Raw genomic sequence first — 15,426 nt, 5'->3', positions numbered from 1 at the left:
CTTCGTCGCGGCGCGGCGCCCTCAGCCGACGTGGGGAGGGGCGCGGTGCCCTCTAGCCGGCGTGGGGAGAGGCGCGGCGCCCTCAGCCGACGTGGGGAGAGGCACGGCGCACTCAGTGCCCGGCGTGCACGCCCTCCATGTCGGCCGGCTTCTTCACGAAGAAGGCGCCGACGATGGCCAGCAGCGAGATGATCGCGCCGATCGTGAACGCCGCCCGGGTGCCGCCGGCCGCCGCGGCATCCGCCGTTGCCCCGCCCGCGAGCAACTGTGCGGTCTGGCTGGCGAGCACGGTGATGAACAGGGCCGTCCCGGCCGCGCCGGCCAGCTGCTGCAGCGTCGAGAGCATGGCGCTGGCGTGCGAGTAGAACCGCGGTGATACGGCACCGAGCGCCGAGGTGAACAGCGGCGTGAAGATCAGGGCGAGGCCGAAGCTCATCACCACGTGGGCGGCGAGCAGGAACCAGATCGAGGTGTTCTCGTCGACGATGGTGAGCGTCCAGAGCACCGCGCTGACCAGAACCGTGCCGGGCACCAGCAGCGGTCGCGGCCCGAAGCGGTCGAACAGCCGGCCGACGAACGGCGCGATGACACCCATCAGGATGCCGCCGGGCAGCAGCAGCAGTCCGGCCGTGACCGGGTCCAGGCCCAGCACGCCGAGCATGAACAGCGGCAGCACGATGATGACGCCGAACAGCGAGGCCATCATCACCAGCATCATGGCCAGCGAGATCGTGAACTGCGGGAAATGGAAGGTGCGCAGGTCGAGCAGCGCCTCGTCGCGGCGCTGCAGCACCAGCTGGCGCAGCACGAACAGCACGAGGGCGATGCCGCCGCCGATCAGGCCGACCATGGCCGGGTCGATCGCGCTGGTGGACTCCTGGCCGACGGCGCTCAGGCCGTAGATGAGCCCGCCGAAGCCGATCGCCGAGAGCACCACCGAGAGCACGTCCAGCGGCACCTTCCGGGGCTCGCTGACGTTCTCGACCTTGCGCATGCCGTAGGCGAGCATTGCCAGGCCGATGGGCAGCATGACGCCGAAGATGCCGCGCCAGCCGAGGCTGTTCAGCATGAGGCCGGAGAAGGTCGGGCCGATGGCCGGGGCCACCGACATGACGATGGACACGTTGCCCATCATCTTGCCGCGGTGGTGCGGCGGCACCAGCGTCATCAGGGTGGTCATGAGCAGCGGCATCATGATCGCCGTTCCGGATGCCTGCACGACGCGCGCCGCGAGCAGCACCTCGAAGCTCGGGGCGAAGAGGGCGATCGCCGTGCCGACGGAGAACAGCGACATGGCGGCGATGTAGATCGGCCGGGTGTTGAAGCGCTGCAGCAGGTAGCCGGTGATCGGGATGACGACGGCCATGGTCAGCAGGAACGCGGTGGTCAGCCACTGGCCGGCGCGCTCGTCGACGTGCAGGCTCTCCATGATCGGGCGGAGGGCGACGCCCATCGTGGTCTCGTTGAGGAACACGACGAAGGTCGAGGCGACGAGCAGCCAGATGACCTTGTTGTTGCGGCGTTCCACTGCGGGGTCGAGTGGGAGGGGGACGGAGCTCGTATCGAGAGACTCGGCGTCGGGGGCAGTGCGTTCAGTCACAGTCAGTTTTCGTTTCGATGAAGGTTGAGAGGGCGTAATGCACGGTGAGAGCAATGTGCGTCGGCTGATGGCCGGCGAAGCAGCGGCGGGCGGGCCGCCGGGGATGCCGCGGACACCTCGTCGAGGTGGTGCCGGATACCGATGGGCAAGTCAGCCAGCGACCGCGGATCTACAGATCAGCAAATCTACAGCTCAGCAGATCTACAGATCAGGTCAGCGCCGGCAATGCAGAATCTATTCCCGACCACCGACAGATGATCGCGGCGGTGCACTCGTGCGGTGCCGCGGGCCCGAGCAGTGGGGCCGCGGCGAGGGGGAGGCGTGCTCAGGGAGCGGGCGCCGGCCCATCGGTCGGAGTCGGGCTGGGCAGCCACCCCTTCAGAATCGACTCCTCGGGCGCCAGCAGCTCCTCGTCCGAGAGGTCGTGGTCATCTCGGTCTGGGGTGGATGCTGGAGTGCTCATTTTTTCACCCTAGCCGTGATCGTTTCCGACGTAAACCTCGACTTCGCGGCTCGGCCGCCGCCGGCCGGCGCTCACTCCGACCGGTTGCCGTGCGCGCCGCCGTGCTCGTACGGCGTGATGACCCCGCGGTAGTGCAGCGCCATCATCATGCCCTCCGCGGCGTGGTCGAGGTTGTGGCAGTGGTCCATCCAGATGCCGAGGTTGTCGGCCACCAGCGCCACCACCCACACTTCGCCGGGGCGCACGTCGAACGTGTCCAGCAGCAGCGGCGCCCCCGTCGCCGGCTCCCCGTTGCGGGAGAGCACCAGCACGTGGTGGCCGTGCACGTGCATCGGGTGCGTCTCCCAGCCACGGTTCGCCACCGTCAGCTCGACGACGTCGCCCCCGTCCACCGTGATGCTCGGGATCTGCGGGTAAACGGCGCCGTTCACGGTGTAGCCGTTGACGGGCACCCCCTGCAGGAAGCGCGGGTTGCGGTCCAGCACCATCTCGGCGCGCACCAGCGGCCCGGCCGGCAGCGTCGCGGCGGGCCCGCCGCCGTAGGCCAGCAGGTCCAGCTCGGGCTCGGCCGAGCGGTCCGGCGGGCGCTCCGAGGCGGGGCCGGACGCGGGGCCGGATGCCGCCTGGCCCGGCGTCAGGGCGAGCCAGGCGCTCGCCGTGGCATCCGTCGTCAGGGCCACCCGCTCGTCCGGCATGGTGAAGGCCAGATCGACGCGGCCGCCGGCCGGCAGCCGGAGCGCCCGCCCGTCGACCGGGGTGGGGGAGGCGACGTCCTGCCCGTCGACGGCGACGACGGTGAACGGGGTGCCGGCCAGGTGGAAGCTGGTCGGCAGCATGTCGGTGTTCACGAGCCGCAGCCGCACGCTCTCGCCCGTCGGCACGCCGATGCCGCTCGGCCGGTCGGAGGTGCCGAGCAACACCGAGTCGCCGATCGTGTGCAGCGGCACGACGAGGTCGTGCCGCTCGGGGATGCCGCCGGCCGGCTCGACGATGAGCACGCCGAAGAGGCCGCGCTGCACACCCCGGGAGGCGTTCTGGTGCGTGTGGTACCAGTACGTTCCGGCCTGCTCGGCGACGAAACGGTAGTCGAAGCTTTCGCCGGGCAGCACCGAGTCCTGGGTGACGCCGGCGACGCCGTCCTCGCCGTTGGGCACGTCGTAGCCGTGCCAGTGGATCGTCACGCCGGCCTCGACATCGACGTTCTCCAGGTGCACCTCGACGACGTCGCCCTGTTGCACGCGCAGTTCGGGGCCGGGCAGAGCGCCGTAGTTCCACGACTCGACCTCGTCGCCGGAGGCGAGCGTGAGCGTCTCGGTGGCGGCGCGCAGCGTGAACTCCTTTCGCGGCCCGGCCACGTCTGCCGGGGTGCGCAGGCTGTCCACGCCGAGCTCGTCGGGGGTGCCGGCCGTGGACGCGGGGCCGGCGGAGGAGGTGGGGCCGGCGGCGGCGAGCCCGTGGGCGCTTGCGTGCCCGCCGCCCGGCTGCGCCTCGGCGAAGTCGGGCGGCACCATGCTCGTCATCCAGGAGAACGCGACGGCCGCCACGAGCACGAGGGCGCCGAGCCCGGCGAAGCCGACCAGCATCCGGCGGCCGGCCCGGGCGAACACGGCGTAGCCGACGCCGGTGCCCAGCAGCACCAGCACGGCGAGCACGGCCGCGGCGCCGAGGTCCAGCGGGTAGCCGATGAGCGTGCTCGCGAGCAGCCCGGCGGCGCAGGCGAGGGCGGCGCCGAGGAGTGCGGTCGGGGCGCGGGCCGGCAGGCGTTGGGTGCTCGGGGCGGCGCCCTCCCGCTCGCCGTCCGCTGCGGCATCCGGTGCCGGTGCCGCCCGGCGCGCGGCCTGCAGCAGCGCGGGTACGGCGAGTGCGAGTGCCGCGGCCGTGGCGAGGGCCTGCAGCGGGAGGGAGAACGTGAGCTTCTCCTGCACGAACCACCAGCCGCTGCCGGAGAGGGCGAGAACGAGCGGGACCCGCGCCAGCAGTGCGAGGGTGGCGAGGCCGGAGAAGAGGAGCGCCAGCCGGGCCCGTTTGGGGGCGATGGTTCCGGCGGCGAAGCTCAGGGCGGCAAGCCACGACCCCGCGCCGACGATGGTCAGCGCGAGGTCGAGGACGAGCAGGGTAACTGTGCTCATCGGAGGTCACCGGGCATTCGGGGTGTCACGGCTTCCGGGTGTTGTGAGGTGAGCAACGGTGCCGAGCCCGCTAGAGTCGGGCCGAGAGGTTCTCGGCCGCGGGGTTCTCGGGTGCGAGCCGCCGGGATCCGAGGGATCCGGCCAGCTTCCAGCCGACGCGGGCGAGGTACAGGCTGAGCAGCACGATGGCGAGGCCGTTGAGGGCGTGGAGCGAGACGAACAGGGTGGCGGCCAGCGGCGGGCTCGCGTGGGAGTCGGGTCCGACACCGAAGATCACCCCGGTCAGGATGAAGATGACGGTCTGCAGCAGGATCAGGACCAGGGGGAGGGCGCTCAGCCAGACCATCCGCTTGCCGAGTCGGGCGATGGCGGCGCAGATCAGCGTCAGCAGCGCGAGGAGCGGCAGCACCATGCGGCCGTTCGTGCCGTGGATGGCGAAGAGTTCATCGTCGGGATTGCTGAAGACTCCGACAGCCGCGAAATACAGCTGCAGCATGACGGATGCCGTCAGCAGTGTGGCCACGACGGCGTAAAGCGTGCGCATGGGGAATGTGTCCTTTCGTGCCGCCCGGGTGGCGACCCATACGAGCGTGCGCCCGAGCGCGGCCCCCGGCATCCGTGGCATCCCCGAACCGCGACTGGACCCTGCCCCGATCGTGCCACCGGGGTGCGCGCCGGATGCCGTCGGCTTCGGCACGCCGTTTCACGCCGGAACCCGGCGGAACGCATGCCCCGGGAACAGCGCGGGCCGGCCGGCGGCGGGCCGTCAGCGCGCGGCGATGCCGGTGACGGCCGCGACCGCGCCCACGACCGCGGCGGCGGCCAGCTGGAGCTGCTCCGCGCTGGTGGCCGGGGAGAGGGTGAAGCGCACCGCCGTCTGCGCCAGCTCGGCGGGGAGGCCGATCGCCGTCAGCACGGGGGAGGCCTCGTCGGAGCCGGCCGCGCAGGCCGAGCCGCTCGAGCAGATGATGCCGCGTCGCTCCAACTCCACCAGCACCGCTTCGCCGCTGGTGCCGGCGAAGACGAAGGAGGCGGAGCCGGGCAGGCGCTGGCTGGGGTGCCCGGTGAGGCTGGCCTGGGGCACCGCGGCAAGCACCGACCCGATGAACGCGTCGCGGAGGGCCGCGGAACCCTCAGCGGCGCCGGCCAGACGCTCGGCCTCCGCCAGGCGGAGCGCGGTCGCCAGCGCGACGGCCCCGGCGACGTTCTCGGTGCCGCTGCGCCGGCCCCGCTCCTGCCCGCCGCCGTGCAGCAGCGGTTCCAGCGGCAGCCGGCCGCGCACGAACAGCGCGCCGACGCCCTTGGGAGCGCCGACCTTGTGGCCGGAGATGCCGAGCGCGTCCACGCAGAGCGCCCGCACGTCCAGCGTCAGCCAGCCGGCGGCCTGCACGGCGTCGCTGTGCAGCGGCACCCGCGCGGCGGCCGCGACGGCGGCGAGCTCCGCGATCGGCTGCACGGTGCCGATCTCGTTGTTGGCATAGTGCACGCTGGCGAGCGTGCTGTCCGGGCGGAGCAGGGCGGAGAGCTCCGCGGGGTCGACGAGCCCTGCGGCATCCGGGTGCAGGAAGTCGATCGCGAACCCGTGCAGGCGGCGCAGGTAGTCCAGCGACTCGAGCACCGCCTCGTGCTCCAGCGGCGTGCTGACAATGTGCCGGCCGCGCGGCCGGCCGAGCGCCAGCCCCTTGACGGCGAGGTTGGCGGACTCGGTGCCGCCGGACGTGAACAGCACCTCGCCGGCCCGGCAGCCGAGCACGGCGGCAACGTCGGACCTGGCAACCTCCAGCGCGGCGGCGGCGGTCTCCCCGGCCCGGTGGCGGCTGGACGGGTTGCCGAACTCGCCGCTCAACCACGGCCACATCGCCTGCAGGGCCTCGGGGCGCACGGGGGCGCTCGCCGCGTGGTCGAGGTAGATCGCGTCGCCGTAGAGGGAACGCGGGTCGCTGCTCGGCTGGCTCATCGGAGGGCCTGTCAGTCGGCGAGGGCGTGGTGGAGCACCACGTCGAGGCCCAGGTCGAGCGCGCGCACGCTGTGGGTGAGGGCGCCGACCGAGATGATGTCGACCCCGGATGCCGCGATCGCCCGCACCGTGTCGAGGCTGACCCCGCCGCTGGCCTCGACGATGGCCCGGCCGGCGACCTGCGCGACGCCCGCGCGCAGCTGCTCCGGGCTGAAGTTGTCGAGCATGATCGTGTCGACGCCGGCGGCCAGCACCGGCTCGATCTGGTCGAGCCGGTCGACCTCCACCTCGAGGTGGGTGGTGTGCGAGAGGCGGGCGCGGAGGGCGAGCAGGGCGTCGGTGACGGAGAGGCCGCCGGCGGTGAGCACGGCCAGGTGGTTGTCCTTGGCCATGACGGCGTCGCTCAGGCTGAAGCGGTGGTTGTGGCCGCCGCCGTCGCGCACGGCCTGGCGCTCCAGCGCGCGCAGCCCCGGCGTGGTCTTGCGGGTGTCGACGATGCGCGCGCCGGTTCCCTCGGTCTCGGCGACGTAGCGGGCGGTGAGCGTGGCGATGCCGCTCATCCGCTGCACCAGGTTGAGGGCGACGCGCTCGGCCTGCAGGATGCCGCGGGCCGGGCCGCTGACCCGGGCGAGCACGGCGCCGCGCTCGAAGGCGGCGGCATCCGGCACCAGCATCTCGACGGCGATCGCCGGGTCGGTGAGCACGAAGGCGGCCCGCACGAGGGCGGCGCCGCTGAACACGCCGCGCTCCCGGGCGACCAGCTCGGCCGTCGCGGTGGCGTCCGCGGGGATGAGCAGCTCGGAGGTGACGTCGCCCCACGGGGCGTCCTCGAGCAGGGCGGCCGAGACGACGGCGGTGATGGCGGCAGCGGTCAGCATGCGAGGGCATCCTCTCGGGTGGCCGAGGAGTCGGCGGATTCGTCGTGGTTCTCGGCGGGTGCGGCGTCGCGCCGGAAGTGGGCGCCGACCGACGCGGTGCGGGCGCTCGCCGCGGCCACCAGCAGGCGGGAGAGGTCGAGCAGGTTGGCGTCCTCGACGGCGCGGCGGCTCGCCCCGGCGCCGGTGTGCGGGCGGGGGAGGGCCGCGAGTGTCGCCGCGGCCGCGGCCAGGGTCGCTCCGTCCCGCTGCAGGCCGGCCGCGTCCCAGAGCAGCGTCTGGATGCGCGCGCGCAGCCCGGCATCCGTCTCCGCCGCCCCGGCCTGCCCCGCGTCCCGCGGCCGGTCCGCGGATGCGGCGTGCGACGCGCCGTGCTCGGAGGCGCCGGGTGCGGCGTGTCGCGTCTCGCATCCGCTGACTGGCAGATCGGCGGGGCGCTCGGTGGCATCCGCCGTCAGCGCCTGCACGGCCCGCTCGGCGAAGACCGCCGCCTCCAGCAGCGAGTTCGAGGCGAGCCGGTTGGCGCCGTGCACGCCGGTGCAGGCGGCCTCGCCGACGGCGAACAGGCCGGGCAGCGAGCTGCGGCCCCAGAGGTCGGTTTCAACGCCGCCCATCCAGTAGTGCGCGGCCGGCGTCACGGCGACGGGGGAGGCAGCCCAGTCCAGGCCGTTCCGGTCGCAGGCGGCCGAGATGGTGGGGAAGCGCCGGGCGAGCAGCGCCGCGTTGGCGGCCGGGGTTGGGGCGAGAGCGGTGGCGTCCAGCAGCACGGGCCGGCCGCCCTGGGCCGCCATCTCGGTCGCGATCTCGCGGGCGACGATGTCGCGGGGCGCGAGCTCGGCGAGCGGATGCCGGCCGAGCATGAACCGCTCCCCGGCGGCGTTCAGCAGCACGGCGCCCTCGCCGCGCACCGCCTCGGAGACGAGCGGGGTGCCGGGCACGTCCAGCGCGGTCGGGTGGAACTGCACGAACTCGAGGTCGCGGAGGGCGGCGCCGGCCCGCCACGCGGCGGCGACGCCGTCCCCGGTCGCGATGGCCGGGTTGGTGGTGTGCAGGAACAGCTGCCCGGCCCCGCCGGTGGCGAGCACCACGGCGTCGGCGTGCAGCGCCTCGCGGCGCCCGTCGGCCGTCTGCACCTCGGCGCCGACCACGCGGCCGGCCTCCGTCAGCAGCTCGACCAAGAGGGTGTGCTCGCGCACGGTGATCGGCCGGCGGGAGAGGGCGTCGAGCATGGCGCGCGCGATCTCGGCGCCGGTCGCGTCTCCGCCGGCGTGCAGCACCCGGGCGCGGAGGTGGGCCGCCTCGAGCCCGCGGGCCAGCCCGGACTCGTCCTGGTCGAAGTGCGCCCCGAAGCGGATCAAGTCGCGCACCCGGGCGGGGCCCTCGTCGCAGAGCACCTGGGCGGCCGCGGCGTCGCTCAGCCCGGCGCCAGCCAGCAGGGTGTCCAGCAGGTGGGCGCTGGGGGAGTCGTCGGGGAAGAGGGAGGCGGCGATGCCGCCCTGGGCGTGGCCGGTGTTGCTCTCGGCCAGGGCGCCCTTGGTCACCAGGGTGACGCTGTGGCCGGCATCGGCGGCGCGCACCGCGGCGAACAGCCCGCCGAGCCCGCTGCCGATCACCAGAACGCTGGTCATCTCAGGCCGCCGTGGTGGTGGTGGCAGCGGCCGCGGCCCCGCCGCCGTTCGCCGGCGGCTTGGCGGCCAGCATCCGCTCCAGGGCGAGCCGGGCCGGCTCCGCCACCTCGGCGCTGACCGACACCTGGTTGACGACCTCGCCGGCCACGAGCGACTCCAACACCCAGGCGAGGTAGCCGGGGTGGATGCGGTACATCGTCGAGCACGGGCAGACCACGGGGTCGAGGCAGAAGATGGTGTGCTCCGGGTGCTGGGCGGCGAGGCGCTGCACGAGGTTGATCTCGGTGCCGATCGCGAAGGTCGAGCCGGCCGGGGCGGCCTGGATCGCCTTCGTGATGTAGTCGGTGGAGCCGTACTCGTCGGCCGCGTCGACGACGGGCATCGGGCACTCGGGGTGCACGATGACGCGCACGCCGGGGTGGCTGGCGCGTGCCTGCTCGATCTGGGCGACGGTGAAGCGCTTGTGCACGCTGCAGAAGCCGTGCCAGAGGATCACCCGGGCGGCGTCGAGCTCCTCCGCGGTGTTGCCGCCGAGGCTCTTGCGCGGGTTCCACATCGGCATCCGCTCCAGCGGCACGCCCATCGCCTTGGCCGTGTTGCGGCCGAGGTGCTGGTCGGGGAAGAACAGCACCCGCTGGCCGCGCTCGAACGCCCACTCCAACACAGTCTCGGCGTTGGAGGAGGTGCAGACGATGCCGCCGCGCTCGCCGCAGAACGCCTTGAGGGCAGCAGAGGAGTTCATGTAGGTGACGGGGATGACGGGCACGCGGCCGGTCTCGTCTGGCTCGGTGCCGTAGAGCTCCTCGAGCGCCTCCCAGCACTCGGTGACCGAGTCGATGTCGGCCATGTCGGCCATCGAGCAGCCGGCGGCGAGGTTTGGCAGGATGACGGCCTGCTCCGGGGTCGAGAGCAGGTCGGCGGTCTCGGCCATGAAGTGCACGCCGCAGAACACGATCGCTTCGGCATCCGGCCGCGACCGGGCGGCGCCGGCCAGCTGGAACGAGTCGCCGATGTAGTCGGCGTGGGCCACGACCTCGTCGCGCTGGTAGAAGTGGCCGAGCACGAGCACCCGGTCGCCGAGCGTCGCCTTCGCGGCGCGCACCCGGGCGTCGAGCTCCTCGTCGCTGGCAGTCTTGTACTCGGCCGGCAGGGCGCCCTGGCGGGGCGAGCCGGTCGGGATGACGTCGCTCATCGAGGAGCCGGGGCCGTAGGAGACGGGGCCGGCGTCGAACTCCCACGGGCCCTTGGCGAGCTCGGGGGAACAGCTCTCGGCGGTCGAGCCGCCACTCCCGATCAGCTGGATGACGCGGTCGACCGAAGCGGTCAGAGCGGGGTTCGTGGGGGCGGGGTTCGTCGCGGTGGTGCTCATGATGCCTTCCCAGGGGTGGCGCGGCCGAGGGGGCCGAGGTCTGCGGGGTCGATGGTTGAGTCGAAGCGGTAGAGGCGGGGCGGCCGGTGCGGGGTGCCGGCCAGGTACTCGTCGGTGGCGATGACGGTCTTGGACGCCTCGAGGGTGCGGCGGAAGTTCGCCGGGTCGATCGGCCGCTGCAGCACGGCCTCGTGCACTTCGCGCAGCTGGGCGAGCGTGAACGTCTCGCCGAGGAAGGCGTGCGCGATGCGGGAGTACTCGAGCTTGGTGCGCAGCCGCCAGAGGGCGTAGTCGACGATGAGGTTGTGGTCGAAGGCCAGCTCGGGCAGGTCGTCGGCCGGGAACCAGCGCACGTTCTCGCCCTCGGCTGTGCGCGCGGCCTCGTCGGACTGCACCAGCGCCCAGTAGACGACCGAGACGACGCGGCGGCCGGGGGAGCGGTCCAGTGCGCCGAAGGTGTAGAGCTGCTCCAGGTACTTCGGGGTCAGCCCGGTGGTCTCGTTGAGGGTGCGCGCGGCGGCCTTGCCGAGCTCCTCGTCCACGGGAAGCCAGCCGCCCGGCAGCGCCCACTGGCCCTGGAACGGCTCGCGCGTGCGCCGCACGAGCGGCAACCACAGCGAGGGCAGGGCGGCATCCGCCTCGGTGTGCAGGGCGAAGATGACGGTCGAGACGGCGAGCTCCGCCGTGGCGGGTTCGTGCGCCGGTGTGCTGCGCTGGGCCGGGCTCATGCGTCATCCGCCATTCGGGGACACCTTGGAGTCAGATTGACTCTAAGTCAGGGCTCCATCTTATGGTCATGTTGACCTGAAGGCAATTCTGTGACGACGCTCCGCGGTGCCTTGGCGATGCGGCTCTAGCAATGTACGGAAATGTGCCGTACGATACTCCCATGGTCACAGTGATGAAAAGCGAGCGACTCGAGCTGCGTCTGACTCGCGAGCAGAAGACGGATATCGAGCGAGCTGCAGCCATTTCAGGTCGATCAGTCACGGATTTTTCAATTCCGCTGCTTGTCGACGAGGCCACCGAGGTCATTCGTCAGGAGAGAGAGCTCAAGATGTCAAAGAGCGCCTGGGATGCATTCAATCGGATTCTGGATGAGCCCGCCAAGCCGCTGTCGGGGCTGGCCGATCTGCTTCGTCGACCCTCCGTGTTCAACGATTGAGCTCATTCGCACGACCCCGGGCGATCCAGCCGGGCGACGACTACTCAAGTTTTGACTGCGGAGAGCTCACGCTGGACGAGTGGGTGCGGACGCGTGCGCTCAAGAACGAGAAGACCGGTGCGTCTCGAACATTTGTCAGCATTGAGGCAGCTTCTGGTCGGGTCGCTGGGTACTACTGCCTGTCTGCCAGCTCGCTTGGCCATGAGGAGGCCACGTCTAGCCTGCGACGCAATATGCCGAGCCCAATTCCCGTAATCCTGATCGGTCGGCTCGCGGTAGATGCGGAGTTTAGAGGGCTCGGTCTCGGAGTATCGCTTCTGCAGGACGCGATTCTAAAGGGCATCGAGGCGTCACGGATTGTTGGTGCTCGCGCGTTGGTAGTGCATGCCATCAGTGCGAGCGCGGAACAGTTCTATCTCAAGTTCGGTTTCACGCTCGTGCCTGACAGCGCACGAGTGATGTTTGTCACCGTCGCGGATGCAGAAGCGACGATCGCCAGTCTGCTGGCGTAGCTGTTTTTGCCCGATGGCTGCGGACATGTCACGGGTCCAGCGCGCTGCATGCGAACCGTGGAGCAGTCAGCCGAATCGCTTAGATTGTCGAGTATCGTCCGGTCTCAGGTCGCGCTCTCAAGCCAGGTTGTCGTTGCGGGGCCAAGGGCCGCTGGTCGTCGACTACCAACGGGTGGCGTGGAACTGGTCCCCAATGTGCCCATTGGTGCCTCAACAGCTGAAGGGCCGAATGTGATTCAAGAGATTTCCGGTTTGGCTCTGGTGGTTGGGCCAGCCACGCGCGCAATGCCCTAACGGAGGAGCTAACGCTTGCAAGCCGCGAATTAGGCATCTCAACATGCTGCATTGTCTGATCGATGGCCATCTCGACTATTTGCAGTCGTGCATCTATCAGGGTGACCGTGCTCGGCCCCCAAATCGCCGGGCTTCCGTCAACCGCGTCAACAGAGTCATCGACGGCGATCCAGGCTGCTGAGCGAGCAGCCACTGAGGCGGGTTCTATGCGTCTTCGAGCATCAAAGTTCGCGGGCAAGAAAGTTGACAGGGGCATTTGGTCGATGGACGAGACGGCGAGTTCCCATATCGGCATTGTTGCGTCGAGCGCTTCGGCCGATACGGTGATCACTGGCCTTAGCTCTCGCGATGTCGAAACGCTGAATGTCGAGATTTCGGGGATGAGACGGCGCGACAAGATGAGGGCCTGAAAACACGGATTGATGTCTGTGGTCGCTAGGGACTCTAGGCGAATTGAAGCATCTCGGGCATTGAGTCGAGCATCGACGAGGTGAAGTCGATTTGTGCCAAAGAATGCCTGGGCCCGGCGCCACGACGCCATCCGTCCGGCCTCGCTCGGATCGGGGAGCCTCAAGACATCGTTCTGTATGTCGAGTGACCGAACTGCGGCGAATCCTGCTTCGCAGCCTCGGGCGAATGAATCGGCGATCGCAACGGCAGCGGAGACCTTCACAAGTGAAATGCGGCCACGTTCAGTCACGAACTCTTCCGCGAAACCGTCCCACCTCCAGGTTTCATGGGCTTCTCCGTTCCGCAAATCGGGAATCACAACTTCTTCGGCAATCTCGCGGAGTAGCCCTCCTTTTGAGCCCAATCGCTGGCGCAGCTCAAAAAGGGTCGGCGGAGATGTCAATTCGCCATCGATCAAGCAGAAAACCGCCCAGCTGTTTTGCCGGAATGGGCCCTCCAGAATGCGTTTGTAGGCCTCTGCGAGCGCCGCAGCACGTGTTTCTGCGCTTTCGTCGGACGATGTGGAAATCGCAAGAGCGCGCCGCGCCGAATCGCGAGAGCGGCGCAATGCGGGCTCCTTTGATTCGAGCTCTGTCGCGATGCGGCGATAAAGGTGAGGATCGGACCGGAGACTGTAATCCACAGCGCTCCTCATCGAGATGTAAGCGAGCACAGGGTCTTCGCTGCCGATAACCCAGCCAACAATGCTTACTGCAGCGAGCGGGTCCGTTACGAAGGGGACACCAAGTGACTGAAGATGGGGGATGACCAGATCTAGGAGTTCGGTGTTCCTGTACGCGTAGTGCTGCAGTACCCATTCCGGGCGGAAGTCCCCTCGCTGATCGACAGGGTCGGATGGCACCTTGAATGCGGTGCGCCAGATTTCTCCGCCTCCCTCGCCCGCGTATGAAGAATCCCAGCGCTCGGCGGCAGCCCGAACTGAATCTGATGGCCCGACGTACCGTTTAGCAGAATCCACAGCTTCTGCGGCATCCACGCAGATTGGATTAATTAGGTCCAAAAGGTTGTTGGCCTTTTCGACGTCGAAAGGTAGAAAAGGCTGAAGCGCAAGGAGACTGGACGCGACGCGAAGTCGAGTATCGAGGAGCTGACGGGTCCAATGACGAACTTCCTCGAAGGAGGCAACCTCAGGCCCAATCAGCAGGCGCTCCAGCGACCGCAGAGAGCTCGTCAACGTCTTCACATGATGCTCCCAAGCAGTAGGGCCAATTGGCACAGTCCCCTCGACCCGAGAAACGCGATCAAGAAATGGCGCACTCCGCAACGGCGCGGAAAGGCGGTGCCTTGCAGGAGGTGGGAGAGTCACGCGTCGAGCGTATCGTTTGAGCCGATCTGGTGATCCTCAGAAGGTGTCGCTCGACCGTGAACTAATGTTCGCGAACTCCTCACAGGTGTTGCAACTGGCCGTACGTGCGGCGCGGTATGCTGGCAGCGCGCTGTGCTCACGCAGCATCCGCGCACGCAGCAGCAATTGAATATCGGGCCACATGGTCGACGCGGGAGAGCCGGGCGCAGCGATGCGTATCGGCACCGAAGGAGCAATCCTCCCCGACAATCTCTCAGGTATATGTACCGCGTCGAGCTGGCCACTCTGGAAAGAGGATCTCGCCGAGCGAGATCCCGCCCAAGGTGAAAGCCGCACTCCCTGCCGACTCCGGCGGGCCGCGGTGAAACTCTCAGGCCGGATGACAGAGGGGGAGTTCCGAGACGGTCAAGCGACCGTCCAGAATCTCGCCCGGCGCCTGCCGGTTCGACGTGAGGAACTCCTGGTCAATGACTGACGCCACCACCGATACCACCGGCACCGCACGCTTCTCGCCGCTGCACGACCTCCACGTGTCGGCCGGCGCCAGCTTCACCGACTTCGGCGGCTGGCAGATGCCCGTGCGCTACTCGAGCGACCTTGCCGAGCACCACGCCGTGCGCACCGCCGCCGGCCTCTTCGACATCTCGCACATGGCCGAGATCCTCGTCGAGGGCCCGGGCGCCCCGGCGTTCCTCGACTACGCCCTCGCCGGCAAGATCTCCGCCGTCAAGCTCGGCCAGGCCAAGTACAGCCTGCTGCTGAACGAGGCCGGCGGCATCATCGACGACCTCGTCGTCTACCGGCTGGCCGAGGAGCGCTTCCTCGTCGTCGCCAACGCCGGCAACCGCTTCGCCGTCGTGCCCGCCCTCGCCGAGCGCGCGGCCGGCTTCGAGGTGACCGTCACCGACCAGAGCGACGACCTCGCCCTCATCGCCGTGCAGGGGCCGGCCTCCCGCGCCATCCTCGAGGCGACGCCCGGCATCACGGGCCCCGGCATCGCGCTCGACGAGCTCAAGTACTACTGGTCGACGGATGCCTTCTTCGACGGGGCCCCGCTGCTCATCGCCCGCACCGGCTACACCGGCGAGGACGGCTTCGAGCTCTACATCCAGACCGAGAAGGCCGCCGACCTCTGGGTGGCGCTGACCGCGGCCGGCGCCGACCACGGCCTCGTGCCCTGCGGTCTCGCCAGCCGCGACACGCTGCGCCTGGAGGCCGGCATGCCGCTCTACGGCCACGAGCTCGGCACCGAGATCCTCCCGGCGCAGGCCGGCCTCGGCCGCGTCGTGGCCCTCGCCAAGGAGGGCGACTTCGTCGGCCGCGCCGCCAGCGAGCGGGGCCCGGCCGACGGCGCCCGCGTGCTCGTCGGCATCGCCGCAGAGGGTCGCCGGGCCGGCCGCGCCGATTACGAGCTCTTCGCCAGCCCGGATGCCGACGCTCCCGCCATCGGCGTGATCACCAGCGGGGCGCTCTCGCCGACCCTCGGCCACCCCATCGCGATGGCCTTCGTCGACCCCGGCCACAGCGAGATCGGCAGCGCTCTGTTCATCGACGTGCGCGGCACCCGCGTGCCGGCATCCGTCGTCGCCCTGCCGTTCTACAAGCGCGCCCAGTAGACCCCAGCACCACCCGCAACACACCCCACCAAACCACCACA

Annotated in this window: 13 protein-coding genes and 2 riboswitches; of the genes, 3 read left to right on the top strand and 10 right to left on the bottom strand. The window is 70.0% G+C overall.

What is annotated here, in order from left to right; genetic code table 11:
* Positions 1–112: 112 nt before the first annotated feature.
* From BLT62_RS13690 to BLT62_RS13655, 9 genes are all read right to left on the bottom strand, one after another.
* Positions 113–1,600: an MDR family MFS transporter gene (locus BLT62_RS13690; RefSeq protein ID WP_083364564.1), complete on the bottom strand. Its 1,488-nt coding sequence runs from the start codon at positions 1,598–1,600 to the stop codon at positions 113–115.
* A gap of 325 nt (positions 1,601–1,925) precedes the next feature.
* Positions 1,926–2,063: a hypothetical protein gene (locus BLT62_RS17895; protein WP_172829717.1), complete on the bottom strand. Its 138-nt coding sequence runs from the start codon at positions 2,061–2,063 to the stop codon at positions 1,926–1,928.
* Positions 2,064–2,134: 71 nt separating this feature from the next.
* Positions 2,135–4,192, bottom strand: a complete 2,058-nt coding sequence (locus tag BLT62_RS13685; protein WP_083364563.1) for a multicopper oxidase domain-containing protein — start codon at positions 4,190–4,192, stop codon at positions 2,135–2,137.
* A 70-nt stretch (positions 4,193–4,262) separates the two neighbouring features.
* Entirely contained in the window at positions 4,263–4,736 is a 474-nt protein-coding gene (locus tag BLT62_RS13680; protein WP_083364562.1) for a DUF6220 domain-containing protein, read from the bottom strand.
* Positions 4,737–4,958: 222 nt separating this feature from the next.
* Complete coding sequence (locus BLT62_RS13675) at positions 4,959–6,149, bottom strand: cysteine desulfurase family protein (RefSeq protein WP_083364561.1); 1,191 nt, start codon at positions 6,147–6,149, stop codon at positions 4,959–4,961.
* A gap of 11 nt (positions 6,150–6,160) precedes the next feature.
* Positions 6,161–7,027, bottom strand: a complete 867-nt coding sequence (gene nadC, locus BLT62_RS13670; protein ID WP_083364560.1) for a carboxylating nicotinate-nucleotide diphosphorylase — start codon at positions 7,025–7,027, stop codon at positions 6,161–6,163.
* A complete protein-coding gene (gene nadB / locus BLT62_RS13665) occupies positions 7,021–8,652 on the bottom strand; it encodes an L-aspartate oxidase (RefSeq protein WP_083364559.1) in 1,632 nt (543 codons plus the stop codon). Before nadB ends, nadC begins: the two co-directional genes overlap by 7 nt.
* A 1-nt stretch (position 8,653) precedes the next feature.
* Positions 8,654–10,021, bottom strand: a complete 1,368-nt coding sequence (gene nadA, locus BLT62_RS13660; protein WP_083364558.1) for a quinolinate synthase NadA — start codon at positions 10,019–10,021, stop codon at positions 8,654–8,656.
* Positions 10,018–10,749 (bottom strand): NUDIX hydrolase, encoded by a 732-nt coding sequence (locus BLT62_RS13655; protein ID WP_083364557.1) that lies wholly within the window; start codon positions 10,747–10,749, stop codon positions 10,018–10,020. The genes nadA and BLT62_RS13655 overlap by 4 nt, the downstream gene beginning before the upstream one ends.
* A gap of 161 nt (positions 10,750–10,910) precedes the next feature.
* Between BLT62_RS13655 and BLT62_RS13650 the strand changes: the two genes are divergently transcribed.
* Positions 10,911–11,186 (top strand): type II toxin-antitoxin system TacA family antitoxin, encoded by a 276-nt coding sequence (locus tag BLT62_RS13650; RefSeq protein ID WP_231919184.1) that lies wholly within the window; start codon positions 10,911–10,913, stop codon positions 11,184–11,186.
* Positions 11,183–11,698, top strand: coding sequence for a GNAT family N-acetyltransferase (locus BLT62_RS13645; protein WP_083364556.1), 516 nt, complete (start codon positions 11,183–11,185; stop codon positions 11,696–11,698). The genes BLT62_RS13650 and BLT62_RS13645 overlap by 4 nt, the downstream gene beginning before the upstream one ends.
* Positions 11,699–11,777: 79 nt before the next feature.
* On the opposite strand, the gene BLT62_RS17735 is transcribed toward BLT62_RS13645, so the two are convergent.
* Positions 11,778–13,646, bottom strand: a complete 1,869-nt coding sequence (locus BLT62_RS17735) for a hypothetical protein (RefSeq protein ID WP_156786353.1) — start codon at positions 13,644–13,646, stop codon at positions 11,778–11,780.
* A 304-nt stretch (positions 13,647–13,950) separates the two neighbouring features.
* A riboswitch (glycine riboswitch) is annotated at positions 13,951–14,048 on the top strand.
* Position 14,049: 1 nt separating this feature from the next.
* Positions 14,050–14,162, top strand: a riboswitch (glycine riboswitch).
* Positions 14,163–14,236: 74 nt separating this feature from the next.
* Here BLT62_RS17735 and gcvT point away from each other — a divergent pair.
* Positions 14,237–15,385, top strand: coding sequence for a glycine cleavage system aminomethyltransferase GcvT (gene gcvT, locus BLT62_RS13640; protein WP_083364555.1), 1,149 nt, complete (start codon positions 14,237–14,239; stop codon positions 15,383–15,385).
* Positions 15,386–15,426 lie beyond the last annotated feature (41 nt).

The organism is Microterricola viridarii, assembly GCF_900104895.1.
GTDB classification, from domain to species: Bacteria; Actinomycetota; Actinomycetes; order Actinomycetales; family Microbacteriaceae; genus Microterricola; species Microterricola viridarii.
The sequence above is the reverse complement of the archived record's forward strand: the minus strand, read 5'-3'. Positions and strand labels throughout refer to the sequence as shown.

What these genes read in the sequence shown, in the direction of transcription:
- BLT62_RS17895 (WP_172829717.1), bottom strand. Translation starts at nt 2,063, where the DNA reads ATGAGCACTCCAGCATCCACCCCAGACCGAGATGACCACGACCTCTCG.
- BLT62_RS13685 (WP_083364563.1), bottom strand. Translation starts at nt 4,192, where the DNA reads ATGAGCACAGTTACCCTGCTCGTCCTCGACCTCGCGCTGACCATCGTC.
- BLT62_RS13680 (WP_083364562.1), bottom strand. Translation starts at nt 4,736, where the DNA reads ATGCGCACGCTTTACGCCGTCGTGGCCACACTGCTGACGGCATCCGTC.
- BLT62_RS13675 (WP_083364561.1), bottom strand. Translation starts at nt 6,149, where the DNA reads ATGAGCCAGCCGAGCAGCGACCCGCGTTCCCTCTACGGCGACGCGATC.
- nadC (WP_083364560.1), bottom strand. Translation starts at nt 7,027, where the DNA reads ATGCTGACCGCTGCCGCCATCACCGCCGTCGTCTCGGCCGCCCTGCTC.
- nadB (WP_083364559.1), bottom strand. Translation starts at nt 8,652, where the DNA reads ATGACCAGCGTTCTGGTGATCGGCAGCGGGCTCGGCGGGCTGTTCGCC.
- nadA (WP_083364558.1), bottom strand. Translation starts at nt 10,021, where the DNA reads ATGAGCACCACCGCGACGAACCCCGCCCCCACGAACCCCGCTCTGACC.
- BLT62_RS13655 (WP_083364557.1), bottom strand. Translation starts at nt 10,749, where the DNA reads ATGAGCCCGGCCCAGCGCAGCACACCGGCGCACGAACCCGCCACGGCG.
- BLT62_RS13650 (WP_231919184.1), top strand. Translation starts at nt 10,911, where the DNA reads ATGGTCACAGTGATGAAAAGCGAGCGACTCGAGCTGCGTCTGACTCGC.
- gcvT (WP_083364555.1), top strand. Translation starts at nt 14,237, where the DNA reads ATGACTGACGCCACCACCGATACCACCGGCACCGCACGCTTCTCGCCG.